This window comes from Streptomyces endophytica (assembly GCF_026153355.1).
GTDB lineage: Bacteria > Actinomycetota > Actinomycetes > Streptomycetales > Streptomycetaceae > Streptomyces > Streptomyces endophytica.
Genome location: NZ_CP110636.1, coordinates 2,382,514 through 2,401,915 on the forward strand (window position 1 = coordinate 2,382,514; position 19,402 = coordinate 2,401,915).

17 protein-coding genes and 3 pseudogenes are annotated in these 19,402 nt (G+C 71.3%); 12 read left to right on the forward strand and 8 right to left on the reverse strand.

Annotated features, from left to right (window positions below; all coding sequences use genetic code 11):
- Positions 1 to 9: 9 nt before the first annotated feature.
- Positions 10 to 492, reverse strand: a pseudogene (locus OJ254_RS10735) (MarR family winged helix-turn-helix transcriptional regulator); the annotation flags it as partial.
- Between the two features lie 126 nt (positions 493 to 618).
- Between OJ254_RS10735 and OJ254_RS10740 the strand changes: the two are divergent.
- Together OJ254_RS10740 and OJ254_RS10745 are read left to right on the forward strand one after the other, a co-directional pair.
- A complete protein-coding gene (locus OJ254_RS10740; RefSeq protein ID WP_265362161.1) occupies positions 619 to 2,100 on the forward strand; it encodes an MFS transporter in 1,482 nt (493 codons plus the stop codon).
- A gap of 53 nt (positions 2,101 to 2,153) precedes the next feature.
- Positions 2,154 to 2,612, forward strand: coding sequence for a TIGR03618 family F420-dependent PPOX class oxidoreductase (locus OJ254_RS10745; protein WP_265362162.1), 459 nt, complete (start codon positions 2,154 to 2,156; stop codon positions 2,610 to 2,612).
- 28 nt (positions 2,613 to 2,640) lie between these two features.
- On the opposite strand, the gene OJ254_RS10750 is transcribed toward OJ254_RS10745, so the two are convergent.
- Positions 2,641 to 3,528 carry an alpha/beta fold hydrolase gene (locus tag OJ254_RS10750; RefSeq protein WP_265365115.1) on the reverse strand — a complete coding sequence of 296 codons (888 nt, stop codon included), beginning with the start codon at positions 3,526 to 3,528 and terminating at the stop codon, positions 2,641 to 2,643.
- 275 nt (positions 3,529 to 3,803) lie between these two features.
- Between OJ254_RS10750 and OJ254_RS10755 the strand changes: the two genes are divergently transcribed.
- Entirely contained in the window at positions 3,804 to 4,457 is a 654-nt protein-coding gene (locus OJ254_RS10755) for a TetR/AcrR family transcriptional regulator (RefSeq protein WP_265362163.1), read from the forward strand.
- Positions 4,458 to 4,888: 431 nt separating this feature from the next.
- Positions 4,889 to 6,687, forward strand: a pseudogene (locus OJ254_RS10760) (AMP-dependent synthetase/ligase).
- 98 nt (positions 6,688 to 6,785) lie between these two features.
- Here OJ254_RS10760 and OJ254_RS10765 read toward each other — a convergent pair.
- Together OJ254_RS10765 and OJ254_RS10770 are read right to left on the reverse strand one after the other, a co-directional pair.
- On the reverse strand, positions 6,786 to 7,172 hold the full coding sequence (locus OJ254_RS10765) for an ATP-binding protein (RefSeq protein ID WP_265362164.1): 387 nt from the start codon (positions 7,170 to 7,172) through the stop codon (positions 6,786 to 6,788).
- Positions 7,169 to 7,378 carry a hypothetical protein gene (locus OJ254_RS10770; RefSeq protein ID WP_030803876.1) on the reverse strand — a complete coding sequence of 70 codons (210 nt, stop codon included), beginning with the start codon at positions 7,376 to 7,378 and terminating at the stop codon, positions 7,169 to 7,171. The genes OJ254_RS10765 and OJ254_RS10770 overlap by 4 nt, the downstream gene beginning before the upstream one ends.
- Positions 7,379 to 7,510: 132 nt before the next feature.
- On the opposite strand from OJ254_RS10770, the gene OJ254_RS10775 reads away from it, so the two are divergent.
- The 3 genes and pseudogenes from OJ254_RS10775 (at position 7,511) to OJ254_RS10790 (ending at position 8,885) form a co-directional block, all read left to right on the forward strand.
- Positions 7,511 to 8,362, forward strand: a complete 852-nt coding sequence (locus OJ254_RS10775) for a helix-turn-helix domain-containing protein (protein ID WP_265362165.1) — start codon at positions 7,511 to 7,513, stop codon at positions 8,360 to 8,362.
- A pseudogene (locus OJ254_RS10780) lies at positions 8,343 to 8,588 on the forward strand (DUF397 domain-containing protein); the annotation flags it as partial. The gene OJ254_RS10775 and the pseudogene OJ254_RS10780, both read left to right, overlap by 20 nt.
- Complete coding sequence (locus OJ254_RS10790) at positions 8,583 to 8,885, forward strand: DUF397 domain-containing protein (RefSeq protein ID WP_265365116.1); 303 nt, start codon at positions 8,583 to 8,585, stop codon at positions 8,883 to 8,885. The pseudogene OJ254_RS10780 and the gene OJ254_RS10790, both read left to right, overlap by 6 nt.
- Here OJ254_RS10790 and OJ254_RS10795 read toward each other — a convergent pair.
- From OJ254_RS10795 to OJ254_RS10810, 4 genes are all read right to left on the reverse strand, one after another.
- A complete protein-coding gene (locus tag OJ254_RS10795; protein ID WP_265362166.1) occupies positions 8,848 to 11,592 on the reverse strand; it encodes a tetratricopeptide repeat protein in 2,745 nt (914 codons plus the stop codon). The genes OJ254_RS10790 and OJ254_RS10795 overlap by 38 nt on opposite strands.
- A gap of 120 nt (positions 11,593 to 11,712) precedes the next feature.
- Positions 11,713 to 12,033: a hypothetical protein gene (locus tag OJ254_RS10800; RefSeq protein WP_265362167.1), complete on the reverse strand. Its 321-nt coding sequence runs from the start codon at positions 12,031 to 12,033 to the stop codon at positions 11,713 to 11,715.
- 19 nt (positions 12,034 to 12,052) lie between these two features.
- On the reverse strand, positions 12,053 to 12,190 hold the full coding sequence (locus tag OJ254_RS10805; protein WP_158745259.1) for a hypothetical protein: 138 nt from the start codon (positions 12,188 to 12,190) through the stop codon (positions 12,053 to 12,055).
- A gap of 473 nt (positions 12,191 to 12,663) precedes the next feature.
- The gene (locus OJ254_RS10810; protein WP_003984261.1) at positions 12,664 to 12,867 is read right to left on the reverse strand and encodes a cold-shock protein; all 204 of its coding nucleotides are present in this window, start codon (positions 12,865 to 12,867) and stop codon (positions 12,664 to 12,666) included.
- Positions 12,868 to 13,117: 250 nt separating this feature from the next.
- Here OJ254_RS10810 and OJ254_RS10815 point away from each other — a divergent pair, with 250 nt between their 5' ends.
- The 5 genes from OJ254_RS10815 to OJ254_RS10835 all read left to right on the forward strand — a co-directional run bounded on the left by OJ254_RS10815 (position 13,118) and on the right by OJ254_RS10835 (position 19,383).
- Positions 13,118 to 14,020: a menaquinone biosynthetic enzyme MqnA/MqnD family protein gene (locus tag OJ254_RS10815; RefSeq protein WP_265362168.1), complete on the forward strand. Its 903-nt coding sequence runs from the start codon at positions 13,118 to 13,120 to the stop codon at positions 14,018 to 14,020.
- A gap of 265 nt (positions 14,021 to 14,285) precedes the next feature.
- Positions 14,286 to 16,238, forward strand: coding sequence for a serine/threonine-protein kinase (locus OJ254_RS10820; protein WP_265362169.1), 1,953 nt, complete (start codon positions 14,286 to 14,288; stop codon positions 16,236 to 16,238).
- 264 nt (positions 16,239 to 16,502) lie between these two features.
- Positions 16,503 to 17,702: a cyclic dehypoxanthinyl futalosine synthase gene (gene mqnC, locus OJ254_RS10825; protein ID WP_265362170.1), complete on the forward strand. Its 1,200-nt coding sequence runs from the start codon at positions 16,503 to 16,505 to the stop codon at positions 17,700 to 17,702.
- A 298-nt stretch (positions 17,703 to 18,000) separates the two neighbouring features.
- A complete protein-coding gene (locus tag OJ254_RS10830; protein ID WP_265365117.1) occupies positions 18,001 to 18,525 on the forward strand; it encodes an imidazolonepropionase-like domain-containing protein in 525 nt (174 codons plus the stop codon).
- Positions 18,526 to 18,687: 162 nt separating this feature from the next.
- A complete protein-coding gene (locus OJ254_RS10835; RefSeq protein WP_261956990.1) occupies positions 18,688 to 19,383 on the forward strand; it encodes a demethylmenaquinone methyltransferase in 696 nt (231 codons plus the stop codon).
- The last annotated feature ends 19 nt before the right edge of the window (positions 19,384 to 19,402 follow it).

Here is a 19,402-nt window from a genome sequence, read left to right on the forward strand (position 1 = left end):
AGCTGCGCTGGCGGACCCGGCGGGCGGTGGGGCCCGGGCCCGGGGCGGGGTGCCCAGAGGGCCGGTGGCCAGGTGGGTCAGCAGGCGCAGGAACGTCTCCCGGTCCTCGTCCGGAAGGTCCGCGAGGGCCCGTTCGTGCACCGCGTCGACGATCTGCTGGCTGCGCTCGGCGGTGCGTGCGCCCTCCTCCGTGACGGCGATGATCCGGGCCCGGCGGTCGGTGCTGGAGGGGCGGCGCTCGGCGAGCCCGGCCTTCTCCAGGGCGTCGACGGTCACCACCATCGTGGTCTTGTCCATGTCGCCGATCTCGGCGAGCTGGATCTGGGTGCGTTCCTCCTCCAGCGCGTGCACCAGGACGCAGTGCATGCGGGCGGTGAGTCCGATCTCGGCGAGCGCCGCCGCCATCCGGGTGCGCAGCACATGGCCGGTGTGGTCCAGCAGGTAGGAGAGGTCCGGCTGGGTGCGGGTGGGGGGCGGTGACATGGCGGTCATGGATCCAGCGTAATCCACGATTGATCCGAGAAATATAGTCTGCAACGGAACTATCTGTTACGGTCCCTCTGTCGCGCCACCCGGCGCACCTCCCGTACGTACTGCGACAGGAGGGCCACCGTGCCCATGTCCCGTTCCGCCGTGCCCATGTCCCGCTCCGTGCCCCCGCGTTCACCGCGCCGCGGCCTGGCCCTCGGAGTGATCGCCGCCGGCACGCTGATGATCGTGCTGGACGGCTCCATCGTCACCGTGGCCATGCCGGCCATCCAGCACGACCTCGGGTTCAGCCCCGAGGGCCTGAGCTGGGTCGTCAACGCCTACCTCGTCGCCTTCGGCAGCCTGCTGCTGCTCGCCGGGCGGCTCGGTGACCTGCTCGGCCGCAAGCGGATGTTCGTCGCCGGCACCGGCGTCTTCACCGCCTCCTCGCTCCTGGCGGGTCTCGCCTCCGCCCCCGCCGTGCTGCTCGCCGCCCGCTTCCTGCAGGGCGTCGGCAGCGCCATGACGGCGGCCGTCGGCCTCGGCATCCTCGCCGCCCTCTACCCCGAGGGACGCGAACGGGCCCGCGCCATCGCGGTGTTCAGCTTCACCGGTGCCGCCGGCGCCTCGATCGGCCAGGTGCTCGGCGGCCTGCTGACCGACGTGCTGGACTGGCACTGGGTCTTCCTGATCAACCTGCCCATCGGGGCCGCCGTCCTCGCCGTGGCCCGGCCCGCCCTGCCCGCGGGCCGAGGGTCCGGTCTGCGGGCCGGGGCCGACGCCTGGGGCGCGCTCCTGATCACCGCAGGCCTCATGGCGGCGCTCTACGGCATCGTCAACACCGCCACGTACGGCTGGACTTCGGCGCGCGCGGCGGTCCCGGCGTCCGCCGGTGCGGCGCTGGTCGCCGGATTCTTCCTGCGCCAGGCCCGGGCCCGCACCCCGCTGCTGCCGCCGCGGCTGCTGCGCTCACGCGCCGTGGTCACCGCGAATCTCGTCCAGATGCTCATGGTCGCCGCCCTGTTCGCCTTCCAGGTTCTGGTGGCGCTCTATCTGCAGGGCGTACGCGGCTACGACGCCGCCCGTACCGGACTGGCGATGCTCCCCGCCGCCCTGGCCATCGGTGCCGTCTCGCTGGGCGTCTCGGCCCGGCTGATCGCCCGCTACGGGGAGCGCGCCGTGCTGCGTGGCGCCCTCGTCCCGCTGATCGGCGCCCTCGCCCTGCTCGCCCGGCTTCCCGTGCACGCCTCCTACGTCACCGACCTGCTGCCCGTGATGCTGCTCGTGGCCGGCTTCGGCCTGGCGCTGCCCGCGCTCACCGGCCTCGGCATGTCCGGCGTCGACAGCCAGGACACCGGGCTGGCCTCGGGCCTGTTCAACACCACCCAGCAGCTCGGCTCGGCGCTCGGCGTCGCGGTGCTGTCCACCCTGGCGGCCGGCCGCACCGACGCCCTCGTCCGGCAGGGCAGCCCCCGCCCGGAAGCCCTCACCGCCGGCTATCACGTCGCCTTCGCCACCGGCGCCGGACTCCTCGTCCTGGCGCTGCTGGCCGCCACGATCCTGCTGCGGCGGCCGACCGTACCGGACGTGCCGGACGTGACCGCGGTGCCGGACGTGGTGGCGGCGGCCTGAACCGGCACAGGACGAACCACTACAAACCCCCACCCACCGAAAGGGAGCACCCCATGCCCGGCCCCGCCCCGCGCGTCCTCACCGAGACCGAACTCGACGGCATCCTTCGGGAGCAGCAGTTCGGCGTGCTCGCCAGCGTCCGCAAGACCGGCCACCCGCACCTCGCCACCGTCCTGTACCGCTGGGACCCGGCGGAGCGGACCGTGCGGATCTCCAGCACGCGGGACCGCCTCAAGCCCCGCCACCTGCGTGCCGATCCGCACGCCGCCCTGCACGTCAGCCGCGATGTGTGGGCCTACGCGGTCGCCGAGGGAGAGGTGGAGGTGTCGCCCCCCACCACCGTCCCCGGCGACGCGGTAGGCCGCGAACTGCTCGCCATGGCGGCCGCGGGCGGGGCGCCGCCGGACGAGGACGCGTTCCTCGCGGAGGCCGTCGCCGAACGGCGCGTCGTCCTCCGCCTCAAGGTGTCCCGCCTCTACGGCACGGCACTGGACATCGCCGAAGGCTCCTAGGAGGCAACGCTTCCCCCGGGTACGCCGGTCAGCTCCCCGCCCCCGCACCCGCCCCCGTGTGCGCCAGGATCGCCTCGGCCAGCGGTCCCTGGACGGCCGGCGGCAGGGCGTGCCCCATCCCCGGGATCTCGACGACGTGCGCGCCGCCGATGCACTGCGCGAGGTGCTGCGGATGCGGCGGCGGGAACACCGGCTCGGCGGGCGCCGCGATCACCAGCGTGGGCACCTCGTTCCGGGCCAGCTCCGCCGTGCGCAGCATCCCGCTGTCGTCCGCCCGCCCGTGTGCGGTGCCCACCCGGTGGTGTCCGGTGTGCGCGATGACCCGCCGCTCCAGGGCGGCGTAGTGGTCGGCGTCGAACGGGAGTTGACCACCGGCGAGTACCCGCCAGTGTTCGAGCCGTCGCGCCACCTCCGCCTCCGGGCCGTGGTCCTCGACCGGGCGGGCCCACATCTCCAGGACCTCGGGCGCGATACCGGGGAGTTCACCGACCGGGACGACGGTGCCGTCCGGCGCGGTGTAGGGGGTGGTGCTGAGAGCCATGGTGCCGATGAGAGTGGCGCCGATCCATCGGTCGGGGTGGTCGGCGAGCACCATCTGGGCCAGCATGCCGCCCAATGACATGCCGACGAGATGCGCACGCTCGATGCCCAGACCGTCCAGGACGGCGATCACGTCGTCCGCGAGATCGGCGATCCGGTACGGCCGGTCGTCGTACGACCAGGTGGAGCGGCCGGTGTCGCGGTGGTCGTAGCGGATCACCCGGTGGTGCTCGGCCAGCGCGTCGACCAGTTCGTCCGGCCAGCCGACTCCGGTCGCCTGGGCCCCCATGACGAGCAGCAGCGGGGGCGCGTCGGCGGCGCCGCGCTGCTCGGTCCACAGGCGGATGCCGGGGGCGACGTCGAGGAACTGCTGCACGGTGGTGCCCTCCAAAAAAGCGGTGTGAAGGGGTGGCCCTTCACCTCCAACAACAGAACGAGACGTATCGTCTCGCTACGGTCCTGGAGCTGTCAAGGCAAGGGGAAGCGAGTGCTGTCAGTGCTGCTCAGCGGATGGCGGGAAGCCGTCGGGGAACCAGGTCCGGAAGGCGAAGATCGTAAACTTACTTTGCGGTAAAGGGGCGGGGCGGAGGGATATTCAGGGTGGGAGCTGTGAAGAGCAAGCGGGTGCCGAGGGCCGTCCGGGAACAGCAAATGCTCGATGCCGCGGTGCGGACCTTCGCCCGGCGCGGCTACCGAGCGGCGTCGATGGACGAGATCGCCGAGGTGGCCGGGGTCTCGAAACCGCTGGTCTACCTCTATCTGAACTCGAAGGAAGAGCTGTTCAGCGCGGTGATCCGGCGCGAGGCGGCGGCGCTGGTGACCGCCGTGACCGCGGCCGTGGAGCCCCGGGCGGCGGCCGACCGCCAACTGTGGAGCGGCCTGCGCGGCTTCTTCGCGCACACCGCCGAGCATCCGGACGGCTGGGCCGTGCTGCACCAGCAGGCCCGGACGCACGGCGAGCCGTTCACGCGCGAGGTCGCCGCCATGCGCGCGGAGATCGTCTCCTTCGTCACGGATCTGATCGGCGTCGCCGCGAAGGAGGCGGGCTGCGCCGGTGAACTGGCCGAACGCGAGGTGGCCGGGCTCGCGCACGCCCTGGTCGGCGCGGCCGAGTCGCTCGCGGAATGGGTCAACGTCCGTACCGACGAAGGCCCTTCGGGGGAACGCGTGCATCCGACGGCGAAGGACGCCGCGGCCACGATGATGAACTTCGCCTGGGCCGGCCTGGGCCGGATGACGACGGGGGAGCGCTGGGCGCCGGACGGCCCCACGGGCCCGGCGGATCCACCCGGCGCCCACGGCTGAGCGCTCCGTACCCCTGGCCCTACGGCCGCTCCGCCCGCCCCGCACGGGTCGAAGTCCTGGCCGACTGAGCATTGGCCGGCCGGATCTCCTCGCGTAAATTTACCTCGCAGTAAGGTTACTGCCGGGTCAGGGGATGGCGCACGGGGCCCAACTCCGCGATGACACACGGCAGTTGGACCGAGCGGGCGCGAGACCAGGCGGCCGACGCGGTCCCGACCGTGCTGCAGCACTCCACCGGAGAGTCCGCACTCCACAGGAGGAATGCACTCCACAGGAGAAACGAGGAGCCGCTCGTGTCCCACCAGGAAAGTGCACCCGCCCCTACAGCCCCCGGAACCATCCAGGAGCCCCCCACCCCCGTCGAGCCCCACAAGGCGACCCTGCCCGACGGCACCGTCCGCGAGGTCTTCGTCCCCCCGCTCGTCCCGCCCATGACCCACGGCTCACTCGGCGACCTGCCCTTCACCAACGCCGCCGAGGCCCCCGCCGACGTCGTCCTGGCCCGCAAACAGCCCAGCGGCGCCTGGCGCGACATCACCGCCGCCGAATTCGCCGCCGAGGTCCGCGCCGTCGCCAAGGGCCTGATCGCCCACGGCCTGAACCCCGGTGACCGGCTCGCCATCATGGCCCGCACCACCTACGAATGGACCCTCCTCGACTTCGCCGCCTGGGCCGCCGGCCTGGTCACCGTCCCCCTCTACCCGACCTCCTCCGCCCACCAGGCGGAATGGATCCTGACCGACTCCGGCGCCCGCGCCTGCGTCGTCGAGGACGTCGACGACACCCGCCTGATCAGCGGCATCCGCGGCCGGCTGCCCGCCCTCGACCACCTCTGGCAGTTCAACACCGGCGCCGTCGCCCAGCTCGTCTCCGCCGGCCGCGACCTCCCCGACGAGGCCGTCGACGCACGCCGCGCCGCCACCGGCCCGCACGCCCTCGCCACCCTCATCTACACCTCCGGCACCACCGGCCGCCCCAAGGGCTGCGCCCTCACCCACGGCAACTTCTTCGCCGAGGTCGACAACGCCGTCGAACTCCTCCACCCGGTCTTCCGGTCCGTCAGCGAGGAACCCGCGTCCACCCTCCTCTTCCTCCCCCTCTCCCACGTCTTCGGCCGGATGGTCGCGGTCGGCTGCCTCCGCGCCCGGGTCCGCCTCGGCCACGCCCCCAGCATCCAGACCGACGACCTCCTCGCCGACCTCGCCGGCTTCCGCCCGACCTTCCTCCTCGCCATCCCCTACGTCCTGGAGAAGGTCTTCAACACCGGCCGCGCCACCGCCGAGAAGATGGGCCGCGCCGCCTCCTTCGACCGCGCCGCCCGCATCGCCCGCGCCTACGGAGAGGCCGTCGAGGCGAAGGAGCACGGCAAGGGCCCCGGCCCGGGCGTCGCCCTCAAAGCCGCCCGCAAGCTCTACGACCCCCTCGTCTACCGCCGCATCCGCGCCGCCCTCGGCGGCAAGGTCCGCCACGTGATCTGCGGCGGCTCCCCCTCGGCCACCGCCTCGCCGCCTTCTACTCCGGCGCCGGCATCGAGATCTTCGAGGGCTACGGCCTGACGGAGACCACCGCCGCCGCCACCGTCACCCCGCCCCTGCGCCCCCGCATCGGCACCGTCGGCTGGCCACTCCCCGGCACCGCAGTCCGGATCGCCGACGACGGCGAGATCCTCCTCCACGGCGGCCATGTCTTCGCCGGCTACTGGGACGCCGACCTCGGCGCCGCCCGCCCCGCCACCGACCCCGACGGCTGGCTGCCCACCGGCGACCTGGGCGCCCTCGACGCGGACGGCTACCTCACCATCACCGGACGCAAGAAGGAGATCATCGTGACCACGGGCGGCAAGAACGTCGCCCCCGCCCCCCTGGAGGACCGCCTCCGCAGCCACCCCCTCGTAGGGCAGTGCATGGTCATCGGCGACAACCGCCCCTACATCACCGCCCTGCTCACCCTCGAACCGGACGGCCTCGCCCACTGGCGCCAGATGCACAAGAAGACGGACGTCCCGCTCGCGGACCTGATCCACGACGAATCACTCCGCGCCGACCTCCAGCGCGCCGTGGACGACGCCAACGCGCTCGTCTCCCGCGCCGAGTCCATCCGCCGCTTCGCGGTGCTCCCGGCGGAATTCAGCGCACAGACCGGACATCTCACCCCCTCCCTGAAGCTGCGGCGCTCCGCCGTGGCGCGAGATTTCGCCAAAGACATAGAAGCCCTTTACGAAAGGACGTGACCCCCCTCTGGAGCCAGGGCCGTCCGCGCGTCAAACTGGAACCCCGTGTCACCTCTGTGGGGGAGGTGGCACGGGGCCTTTGCGCTGCCCGGGCACGGCTAGGCGCCGAATCCGCCGACCTCGCACCAGACGGTCTTCCGGTCCGCCCCCTGCCGTACGCCCCATCGCACCGCGACCGCGTCCAGCAGCGCCAGCCCCCGCCCCGCCTCGTCGTCCGCCGCCGCCCGCACCAGCACCGGCAGCGCCCGCGGATCGGGATCGGTCACCTCGACGCGGGTACGGCCCCCGGCCGCGCCCCTGATGTGCACGGTCACCGGCGTGCCCTCCCCGAGGTGCCGGATCACATTGCCGACTATCTCGCTCACGCACAGCTGCACGTCCGCACACGGCCCGCCCAGATGCGCGCGCACCGCCCGCCGCAGCCCGGGCACCTCCTTCGGCACGGCGAGCAGGTCCAGGGTGAGCGGCCCGCCCGCCGCTCTCACCGCGCGGCCGCCTTCCGCAGCGCCTCGGCCAGCCGGCGGGCGGTCTCCGTGTTGCAGTTACCGAGCGCCACGAGCGGCAGCGCGTAACTGCCCGCGAACCCCGGCAGATCGACGCCGAGCGACGGCAACGTGATGTCGTTGTCCCGCAGCGCGCTCCGCAGCAGCTCGGTGCAGTCGTGGACCTCGTCGTGGAGGTGGCTGGGCATGGGCGGTACGCCTTCCTGTTCAGGCCCTGGAGGCCGTGTGCGGATGGTGACGAACACCTCACAGAGTGCCGTCACGCGGCGTAACGTTGAAGGGGTTCGGACCCCACTGCGCGAACCGTGGAACGGTGAACCATGCCCGCACGCAAAGACGTTGACGGATCGGCGAGCGTCCCCGCCTTCTACGGCGCCGAGCTGCGCTGGAAGCGCGAAGAGATGGGCCGCACGCTCCAGGAAACGGTCGACGGCAGCTTCTACGCGGCGAGCTACCTGAGCGAGATCGAGCGGGGGACGCGACGCATGCCGCTGGACCTCGCCCGGCATGTGGACCGGGTGCTGGAGACGGACGGCTTCTTCGAGCGGCGGTGCGAGGACGTGCGGAAGGCGCGGCGGAGCGGGCATGCGGAGTACTTCGAGAAGGTCCTGGAGGCCGAGAAGCACGCGGACCTCATCGAGGAGTGGTGCCCCAGCCTCATCCCGGGTCTGCTGCAGACGGGGGCGTACGCGCGGGCGGTCGTCCGGGCCACGCATCCCGTGGAGCCGCCCGAGGACACTGACGCCAAGGTCACCGCGAGGCTGGCGCGAGCCGAGCTCTTCGACGACCCGGTCAGGCCCGAGTACTGGGTGATCCTGCACGAATCGCTGCTCCGGCTGCCGATCCTCCCGGCGGACGCGATGGCCGAACAGTTCGACCACATCACGGCGTTGGCGCGTCGGTGCCGTATCACTCCACAGGTGCTCCCGTGGAACTGCGGAGCCCACCCGTTCATGCTCGGTACCGCCATGATCATGGCGTTCTCCGACGCCCCGCCGCTGGTCTACACGGAGTCGCTCCACACCGGTGACACCATCGACGATCCGGCTCTCGTGAAGGACTACCGCAGGTCGTACGATCGGCTCAGGGCCGCCGCACTGCCGCCTGAGGCGTCCCTCGCCCTTATCGAGGATGCGGCTGGGGATCTCCGAAATGGCCATCAACGAGCCTGACTTGCGCAACGCCCGCTGGAGGAAGAGCAGCTACAGCAACGGTTCTGGGGGAAACTGCATTGAAGTGGCGGAAGAGTTCGTGGGAGCCGCCCGTTGGCGCAAGAGCAGCTACAGCAATGGCGACGGTGGAAACTGTATCGAGGTAGCGGACGGCTTCGTCGGTGCTGCCCACTGGCGTAAGTCCAGCCACAGCAACGGCAGCGGCGGAGACTGCATCGAAATAGCGGAGGGGTTCAGGGGCGCTGCGAAGTGGCGTAAGTCGAGCCACAGCAACGGCGATGGCGGCGAATGCATCGAGGTCGCCGAGGGTTTCCCCGGTGCTGCCCGCTGGCGTAAGGCCAGCTACAGCAACGTATCCGGTGGCGACTGCCTCGAAGTCGCCGACAACGTACCCGGCGGCATCGTCCCCGTCCGCGACTCCAAGAACCCCCAAGGCCCCGCCCTCGTCATCCCCGCGCACGCGTGGGACGCGTTCGTGACCGCGGTCAAATCCGCAACGTTCTCGCCTCGCGGAGCGCGGTGACGCGGCGACGCGTCAGTTGGGGCACGTCGATCAGCGCCTGGCGGAACGCCTCGTGGTCGGCCTCGCCCTCCAGCCAGTCGTCGAGGGTCTGCCAGGCCGCCGCGTAACCCGTGGAGAGCCGCTGGACCCGCTTCGCGCTCAGTTGCGTCACCCCGTCCGTCGCGGCCGCCCTGAGCACCTGCTGGCCCTGCTGGCAGTTCGTGAAGGGCCGGCCGAGAGAGCCGTTCGCGCGGGCGAGGCCCCGCCGCCCTTCCAGGTCGTGCTGGAGAGCGGTCAGCGTCTTCTCGATCGCACCGGAATCCGGGTGACCGTTCTGCCCGGCCTTTTCCTCCGGGACCAGCGGGGGCGGGAAGCCCAGCGCGGATGTCGCCACCGGCTGGCAGTTCGCCTGCAGATAGCGGATGAAACTCACCCGGTCCTGCCATCTGCGCCGGCTGCCCGGGTCGGCGATCTCCCATACGGACTTCCACATACTGCGCTCGACGCGGAGCCATTCCGTCGCGCACTGGATATCGGCCGCACCCTGCTCGCACCGCTGGTTCCAGACCTCCTGCATCACCTTGGCGATCTCCACCAGGAGCCGGTGGTCGTACTCCCGTAGTTGCGCGTCGGTCCGGGTGCTCGGCGGGCTCTGCTCGAAGACCTCGGCGCTCGGGTAGACCGTCCGCACGAAGTTGTTGAAGTGCGTATTGGGCAGCGTGCCCTTGTGCCGCAGGAGCGCCAGGTCGGGGTCCTCCTCGACCAGCCAGGACCGTTCGACCGTGGCGGCCGTGCTCCGCGTGGCCAGTATCGCCTGGGCGAGGTGGGCGATGGCGCGCGCGGCGAGCTGCCGCTGGGTGCTCCGGTCCCAACGGTGTGCGTACATGGCCACGGCGTACACGCACGCGGCGTTGTAGTGCGTGTGCCAGTCGCGACGCGTCCAGAGGAGCGCCGCCAGGCGGAGCCGCCAACGGAGCGACCGGATCTCCAGCTTCTTCCAGGAGAGCCGGCTGACCGGGAGCCGCCAGGTGTACGGCCACCGCCACTTGTACGGGTGCGTCTGCGTGTGCGGGTGCCGGTCGGCGTCGTACGCGCTGGTCGCCCAGGTCAGGCGGAGCGGTGCCCAGACCCTCCGGTTGATGTGGAACGCGCCGCGGGTGACGGGCGAGTTCGTCCCGCGCACGCTCTGGTAATAGGAGGCGGGCCAGCAGATCCGGATCCAACTCCACAGCCGCGCGGGCCAGTACAGCCAGAGGCGGGCCCAGGCGTCATCGGCGGCGAGGCGCGCCGTTTCCTGCACGGCGGCGCGCTGCATCACCAGACGGATTGCGGCGGGGTTCCCGCTGCGCAATGTCTGCCGCAGCGAATTCCGGCCCGCTTCCTTCCGCCGTTTCCGCTCTTTCCGGCGCAGCGGGATGCGCCGGCCGTCGAGCCCGAGGGCCGCCGGCCAGTAGCGGTCCACGAGCAGCGGAATGAGGTTCTCGCAGGTTTGCGGGTCATTGGTGCCGGCTCCCGTGACCCATTGCTCGGCGGTCGTCTCGGCCGTGCCCAGAATGATCGAATTGCGGTACCGGAGCCCGATCAGTTCCCGGTAGCGGCGCGGGTGCCGGAAATAGCGCAGCCGCCGCGGGTGCGGATTCCAGTGGCTGAGCCACAGCCGTTTGCGATATCCGCGCGCACTCTGCCCGTCGAGGGTGAGTGCCCGCTGGCAGGTGTCCAGCGCATCGATGTGCAGCCCCATCTTCTCCTGCGTCTCCGCCAGTTCGGCCCGCAGATAGGGATTGACGGGATCCAGGCGTACGGCGGTGAAGTACTGCTCCAGCGCCTCGTGGTGGCGCCCCTCGCGGCTCAGCGCGTTCGCCTCCTGGTACGCCTCGTACAGCTCGGGTTTGAGCTCCTGGCCCCACCAGCGGCGCCAGGGCGGCAGCCGGCCCGCACGGGTCACCGGCAGCAGGGTGCTGACCGTCCAGCTGCCCGCCTTGCGGATCACGTCGTCCCAGTCGCTGCCCCAGACGTCCTTGGCCCGCGAGCCGCCGAACAGGAACGCGGTGACGGTGACCGTCATGCCGTACGGGTCCGGCACGCCGTCCCGGTACTGGAGGATGCCGCTGACCCGGTAGGCCAGCTTGGGGCGCAGCCGGCCGAGCAGCTTCGGCAGCGCGGTCCCCAGCTTGTCCGGGTCGATCTCGACGTCGCCGAGCAGCTCCAGGAAGGACTCGGCGGGGGCCTGCGCGGGGAGCGTGGCCGGTGGGTACATGCTGCTGTCGGAGAGGCGGCGGCGCAGCCTGGCGGTGAGGTCCACATTGCTCGGTTTCGGCGTGCCCAACGGGGTGGCGTCCTCCAGCTGCTGGACGTCCACCGCGCCGGGCTTGTACGCGAGCCACGCGCGCGTCGCCCGCCACAGGAAATACAGCAGCACCAGCAGGATCAGCAGGAACGCCAGCCGCGAGCCGATCGAGGCGCCGCCGGGTTTCGTCGGTTTGAAGACGGCGCCGACGCCGCCGAAGACCTGGCCCACCGCGCCGACGAGGCCGTGGCCCTGCCACGCCGGCCGGCCGTCCCCGGCCTGCCACAGGGCGACCGTCAGCCCGGCGAAGCCGAGGCCGCTCCACCACCACCAGGCCATGTACCGCGGTGCGGGCAGCGGCGCGGTGAGGCTGCGTTCGGATTCTGCTCGGCTGTTGAACATGGCGGCGGCCAACGGCTCGTGCGTGTGTGTCAGGCTCATGCCTCATGACCAACGCTACCCGCGGAGTGGGTGGTAGACAGGGCAACCAAGGGGGCACGGGGCGGGGCGCCGAGCGGCGCGTAACGGGGCGTAGAGGCGCGTAAGAGCGCTCGCCGCGGATCACTGCGGCGGCAGTGCCACCGCCGTCTGCATCTCGCAGGAGTTGCACCAGAACGCCCAGCCGTTCGCGTCCACGGCCCGCGAACCGCACGCCAGACACGGATCACCCACGAAGCTCGCGGTGACCCAGCCCCCGGCCGTCGCCGCCCGCCGGCCGGCCGCGGCGCACTCGTCGGCGTAGCACGGGATGCACACCCCGCCCTGGCGCCCGGGCAGCTTCATCGACCGTATGCCGCAGTGGCAGCACGGCAGCCTGCCGACGTACTCCGCTTCCAGCCCGACCGGCTTGCCGTTCCTACCGAAGGCCGCTGCTGCTGCCATGACGTCGCCTTCGCCTCCTCTACGCCAGGACGGTGCCGGTGCCGCCGCACCCGGAGCACTGCGTGGTGACCTTGTCGCCGGCCGGTGTTTCCCAATCCACGGTTCCTCTGCCGCAGCAGTCGGGGCAGGGCTTCTGCGGAGGCAACTGCTCGCTCATTCTGCCCACGGTAGGGCGCGTCATGTTGTCATGTGACCACTTTCCGTGATCACTTTGGCGCGCATTTATCGCACATTTGTTTGTTGGATCTCAGCGGCGGTCAGAGCGGCGTGTCGGCGTCGGCGCCGACGTACGCGCCACCCGGCACGCCGGGCGCGCCGGGCGTCCTGCCCGCCCAGGCGAAATGCCCGCGCCGGGAAAAATTCCTTAACACGTCATGGGGAGACTGTGGTAAAGGCGTCGCGTGCAGCCACATTCCGAGGCGAGGCCGCATTCCGGGGCGCGGTCACATTCCGGGGTGGCATGCGCGCGTGACATGCAGGCATGACATGCATGCGACATGAGCGCGCCGCGCACAACGTGCGGGAAAAGGCGGGACAAAAGGCAGGAGCCCTGCTCGCCACCGAAGTGGCGGAGCAGGGCTCCTTGGGTACTACTGAGATGCGACCAGGAAGAATTCCGGGCCGGGCAACTTAGACCGGCGTGACGTTCTCCGCCTGCGGACCCTTCGGGCCCTGCGTGACGTCGAAGTTCACCTGCTGGTTCTCCTCCAGGGAGCGGAAACCAGAGGCGTTGATCGCCGAGTAGTGGACGAAGACATCCGGGCCGCCGCCGTCCTGGGCGATGAAGCCGAAGCCCTTTTCAGCGTTGAACCACTTGACGGTTCCGGTAGCCATAAGCCCTCCTTGGGCCAAAGGGTTGCCCTGCTCCAGAACCTGCAAACAAGTCTGAAAACTACAAAAGCCTGCGGGTTACATGCTCCGCAGGCTCTGTACTGCAAGGGAAACCAAACTGCAACTTGCGCTGAGCGTAGCATGGTGACCTCGTGAGGCGGAAGAGCCAAAGATCACGTTTAACCGTCCGCACTAACGTCCATACGGCGCCCCCGGCGCCCTGGTCCGAAGCTGCCGGGTCTAGCCTCCGCATGTGGACAATTCAACCTTCGAAGACGCACCCGCAGGAGCCGACGCCGACCACCGTCGCAGCCGGCCGCGGGTGGGCCACATCCAGTTCCTGAACTGCCTGCCCCTCTACTGGGGCCTCGCCCGCACCGGCACGCTCCTCGATCTGGACCTCAGCAAGGACACGCCGGAGAAGCTCAGCGAGCAGCTGATCCGCGGCGAACTCGACATCGCCCCCGTCACCCTCGTCGAATTCCTCCGCGCCGCCGACGACCTCGTCGCCTTCCCCGACCTCGCGGTCGGCTGCGACGGCCCGGTGATGTCCTGCGTGATCGTCTCGCAGAAGCCGCTGGAGCAGCTCGACGGCGGCCGGGTCGCCCTCGGCTCCACCTCGCGGACGTCCGTACGCCTCGCGCAGCTGCTGCTCGCCGAGAAGATCGGCGTACGGCCCGACTACTACACCTGCCCGCCGGACCTCGGCCTGATGATGCAGGAGGCGGACGCCGCCGTGCTGATCGGCGACGCCGCACTGCGCGCCAACCTGCACGACGGCCCGCGGCTCGGCCTGGAGGTCCACGACCTCGGCCAGATGTGGAAGGACTGGACGGGCCTGCCGTTCGTCTTCGCCGTATGGGCGGCGCGGCGCGCCTACCTGGAGCGCGAACCGGACGTGGTGCAGAAGGTCCACGAGGCGTTCCTCGCCTCCCGCGACCTCTCCCTGGAGGAGGTCGGCAAGGTCGCCGAGCAGGCCGCCCGCTGGGAGACCTTCGACGAGCCCGTACTGGAGCGCTACTTCACCACCCTGGACTTCCGCTTCGGCCCCGACCAGCTGCGCGGCGTCACGGAATTCGCCCGGCGGGTCGGCCCGACGACCGGGTTCCCGGCGGACGTGAAGGTGGAACTGCTGGGGGCGGCGGGTAACCGCTGAGCGGGTATCCGCTGCATCGGGGATCCGCTGCGACGGGTGGCCACGGAAGGCGTCACGAGAGGCGTCACGAGAGGCGTCACGAGAGGCGTCACGAGAGGCGTCACGAGAGGCGTCACGAGAGGCGTCACGAGAGGCGTCACGGAGGGGGGCGGGGCCGGGGCCGTCCCCCTGCTCGCCGCCTCATGGCCCACCACGTGCCCGGGCCGGGACCCCAGGGGGCGACGCCCCTAAGCTGGGGCCGCCGTATCGAGGGGGAGGCGGGGCCATGGAGCCGCTGTCAGGGGACGATCCGCGGGTCCTGGGCGGGTACCGGCTGCTCGGCCGGCTCGGCGCGGGCGGCATGGGCCGCGTGTACCTGGGGCGCAGCGCCGGCGGGCGCACCGTCGCCGTGAAGGCCGTGCACGCCCACTTCGCGGTCGACGACCAGTTCCGGGCCCGCTTCCGGCGGGAGATCGAGTCGGCGCGGCGGGTCGGCGGCGCCTGGACCGCGCCCGTACTGGACGCCGACCCGGACGCCGCCGTCCCCTGGGTCGCCACCGGCTACGTCGCCGGGCCGTCCCTCACCCAGGCCGTCACCGAGTACGGGCCGCTGGCCGAACGCTCCGTACGGGTGCTGGGCGCCGGACTCGCCGAGGCGCTGGCCGCCGTCCATGCGCTCGGGCTCGTCCACCGCGACGTCAAACCCTCCAACGTGTTGCTGACCCTGGACGGCCCGGTGCTGATCGACTTCGGCATCGCGCGCGCCACGGAGGGCACCGCCTCCCTCACCACCACCGGGGTCTCGGTGGGATCGCCCGGCTACATGGCACCGGAACAGATCCTGGGGAAGGGCGCGGCGGGCGCCGCCGACGTCTTCTCGCTGGGCGCGGTGCTCGCCTACGCGGCGACCGGCGCCAGCCCGTTCCCGGGCGACTCCTCGGCCTCCCTGCTCTACAAGGTCGTCCACGAGGAACCCGAGCTCGGACCCCAACTGGAGGGGGAGCTACGGGAGTTGGTGGCCCGCTGCCTCGCCAAGAATCCGGCGGACCGCCCCGCCCCGGCCGACCTCGCGGCACGCCTCGTGGCGCGCCTCGCGGGGGAGGGCGGCGGCGGCACGGCGAACCTCGTACGGGCCGGCTGGCTGCCCGGCCCCCTGATCGAACGGGTCAGCCGCCAGGCCGTGGAACTGCTGAACCTCGACCTGAACCCCGACGCGGGGGACGGTGGCGCGGGGGCGACCGGGGGTGGGGTGGCTGTGTCCGGGGTGGCTGGGTCTGAGGTGCCCGGGTCCGGGGTGGGGGCGTCCGGGGTGCCCGGGTCGGGGGCGGCGGTATCCGGGGCGCGCGGGTCGGGGGTTCCCGCGTCCGGGCTGGTGCCGTTCGACGCGCCGGCGCAGGTTCCGGGGGCCGGCTACCCCGGTGGGCCCCACCTCCCGACCGCCCCCGACCTCGCGGGCCTGCCGACCGGCACGGGCGGCGGGGTGGGACACGGGACGGGCCCGGGCACGGGCCACGGCATGGGACTCGGCGCGGGCAACGACCTGGGCTCCGGCGCGGGCCACGGCATGGGCCCCGGCGCGGGGCGCGGCACGAGCGGTGGAACGGGCGGCGGCGCGGGAGGGCCCGTCCCGGAGGGGCGGCCCGCGCCCGGGAAGGAGCGGAGGGTCGCGCTCACCGGGGCGGTCAGCGGCAAGGACCCGGACCGTCCGCGCCGGGTGAGCTGCACGCTCGTCCTCTCGGTGGCCGGTGCGGTGGCCGCCGCGACCACCGCGGGCTTCGTCTTCACCCTGCTGCCCAAGACGGGCGGTGACGCCGCCGGCGCCAAGCCGCCGGCGACCGGCCACACTCCGTCCGGCCGCCCGACCGACCCCGGTGGCCACGACGGCCCGCTCGCCGTCGCCAAACCGTTCCTCGGCACCTGGACGGGCAGCATCACCACCTCGCACGGCATCCCCAACGGCACCATGACCAGCACCATCACCCCCGGCGGCAAGGGCGACTACGTCATCCACACCACCTACGACGCGATCCTGGTGCGCTGCGAGGCCAAGGCGAAACTGGAATCCGCGACCGACCAGCGCCTGGTCCTCCTGGAGCGCCCCGACGGCAAACAGGGGCCCGGCTGCACCGGCAACAAGTCCCGGGTGACGTACACGCTCGCCAAGGACGGCACCACGATCGCGTTCACCTCGAACGACCCGGCGGGCGGCACACCGAAGGCGACACTGACGAAGAAGTGAGGGGCTCGCCGTCGCGGTCGGGTCGGGTCGGGTCGGTGGTCAGGCCGGCGGTCGGGCAGTGGCCGGTCAGTGGTTCAGTTCACCGGTCAGTTCACCGATCAGGTCAGTGGTTCAGTTCACCGGTCAGTTCACCGATCAGGTCAGTGGTTCAGTTCACCGGTCAGTTCACCGATCAGGTCAGTGGTCAGGGGCTGCCAAGGGGCTGTCAGTGGGCTGACGTACGCTGGGTCCGTTGTGATGCCCGCCTGCGAAAGGGACGCCCCGGTGACCGAGAACGCCGACCTCCAGTCCGTACTCGACCGCGCCGCGCAGGGCGGCCGCATCACGCCGGAGGAAGCGCTCGACCTGTACCGCTCCGCGCCGCTGCACGCGCTGGGCCGGGCCGCCGACGCCGTACGCCGCCGCCGCTACGCCGGCACCGAGCACATCGCGACGTACATCATCGAACGCAACATCAACTACACCAACGTGTGCGTGACGGCCTGCAAGTTCTGCGCCTTCTACGCCGCGCCCAAGGACACCGCCAAGGGGTGGACGCGGGACCTGGACGACATCCTGCGGCGCTGCGCGGAGACCGTGGAGCTCGGCGGCACCCAGATCATGTTCCAGGGCGGCCACCACCCCGACTACGGCGTCGAGTACTACGAGAAGCACTTCTCGGCCATCAAGAAGGAATTCCCCGAGCTGGTCATCCACTCCCTCGGCGCCTCCGAGGTCGAGCACATGGCCCGCATCTCCGGAGTGTCGATCGAAGAGGCGATCCAGCGGATCCACGCCGCCGGTCTCGACTCCTTCGCCGGCGCCGGTGCCGAACTGCTCCCCGCCCGTCCCCGGAAGGCGATCGCGCCGCTGAAGGAGTCCGGCGAGCGCTGGCTGGAAATCATGGAGGCGGCCCACAATCTGGGCGTCGAATCGACCTCCACGATGCTCATGGGCACGGGCGAGACCAACGCCGAGCGGATCGAGCACCTCTGGATGATCCGCGACGTCCAGGACCGTACGGGCGGCTTCCGCGCCTTCATCCCGTACACCTACCAGCCCGAGAACAACCACCTGAAGGGCCAGACGCAGGCCACGATCTTCGAGTACCTGCGGATGATCGCGCTCGCCCGGGTCTTCCTCGACAACGTCGCCCACATCCAGGGCTCGTGGCTCACCACCGGCAAGGAGATCGGCCAGCTCTCGCTCCATTACGGCGCGGACGACCTGGGCTCCATCATGCTGGAGGAGAACGTCGTCTCGTCGGCCGGCGCCAAGCACCGCTCCAACCGCATGGAGATCATCGACCTGATCCGCAAGGCGGGCCGGGTCCCGGCGCAGCGCGCGACGACCTACGAGCACCTGGTCGTCCACGACGATCCCGCCAACGACCCGGTCGACGAGCGCGTCGTCTCCCACCTCTCCTCGACGGCCATCGAGGGCGGCACCGCCCACCCCGAGCTGAAGCTCATCGAAGCCAAGTAGGCCTCCCGTGCTGACACTTCACCGAGCCCGGCGAGGTGTCCACCTCACCGACACCACCGACACCACCGACACCACCGGCACCACCGGCACCACCGACACCACCGACACCACCGACACCACCGGCACCACCGGCACCACCGGCACGATCGCCGATCCGAGCGGCCTGACCACCGGTCACAGTGACGTGCTCATCGGTGACAGCCGGAGTGATGAGCTCATGGCGGGCAGTCGGAGTGATGCGCTCATCGGTGACGATCGGAGTGATGAGCTGATCGGTGACAGTCCGAGCGATGCGCTCATCGGTGACAGTCCGAGCGATGTGCTGATCGGTGACAGCGGCGTGGTCGTCGACGGATCGCGCATCGCCGCCATCGGCCCGTACGACGAACTCGCCACGACCTACGGCGACCGCGCCCGCCTCCGAGAGTGGGACGGCACCCTCACCCCCGGCCGCCACGAACCCCACGGCGCCGCACTGCTGGAGGCGGCCTACCACCCGGACCCGCGCGAGGCCGACGAACTCGGCACCGAACCCCTCACGGGCGAGGCCCTCGCGGCCCTCGACATGACCGAAACCCGCTGGGGCGCCAGCGCCCGCCGCGGCCTGCAACGCCTCCTCGCCACCGGCACCACGGCCCTGACCGGCCCCTTCACCCGCCCCGCGGTCCGCACCGCCGTCCAACGCTCCGGCCTCGAAGAACTCCCGGCCCCCCGCCCCCGAAGCCTCCAGGTCGGCGGCCCCGCGAACTTCGCCGTCTTCGCGCCCGACGGCACCCCCCTGGCCACCGTCCTCGCCGGCCGCCTACTCCACCGCCGCCACTAGCCAACATTCCTCACTCTATGTAATGATACGGGGAACAAATAACTCTCCGTAATCGTTGCCTGAACAAGGAAGGAAGCAGGCGGCAAGGCCCCCAGGCATCCCGGCCCCCACCGGGGCGTGCCCCGGGCGGGGCGCGGGCGAGGCACGGTGGAGAATGGCCGGGTGACCCGAGCATCCCTGGACAAGCAGCCGCACGAAGTCGCCGCGATGTTCGACGACGTGGCGGCGCGGTACGACCTCACCAACGACGTGCTCTCCCTGGGGCAGGCGCGGCTGTGGCGCAAGGAAGTGGAACGCGCGGTGGCCGCGCGGCCGGCCGAGCGGGTGCTCGACCTCGCGGCCGGGACCGGCACCTCCTCGCTGCCGTTCGCCCGGACCGGTGCGTTCGTCGTGCCGTGCGACTTCTCCGTGGGCATGCTGACCGAGGGCAAGAAGCGACACCCGTGGTTGCCGTTCACCGCGGGGGACGGCACTCGACTGCCGTTCGCGGACGGGGTGTTCGACGCGGTCACCATCTCCTTCGGGCTGCGCAACATCCAGGACACCGACGCGGCGCTGGCGGAGCTGTACCGGGTCACCAAGCCCGGCGGACGGGTCGTCATCTGTGAGTTCAGCGAGCCGACCTGGGCGCCGTTCCGGACGGTGTACACCGAGTACCTGATGCGGGCGCTGCCCCCGGTGGCGCGGGCGGTCAGCAGCAACCCGGACGCGTACGTCTACCTGGCCGAGTCCATCCGTACCTGGCCCAACCAGCCCGAGCTCGCGGCGCGGCTGCAGGGTGCCGGGTGGTCGAAGGTGGCGTGGCGGAACCTGACCGGCGGGATCGTGGCGCTGCACCGGGGGACCAAGCCGGCGTAGGTGTCGGGCCGGCCCGGGC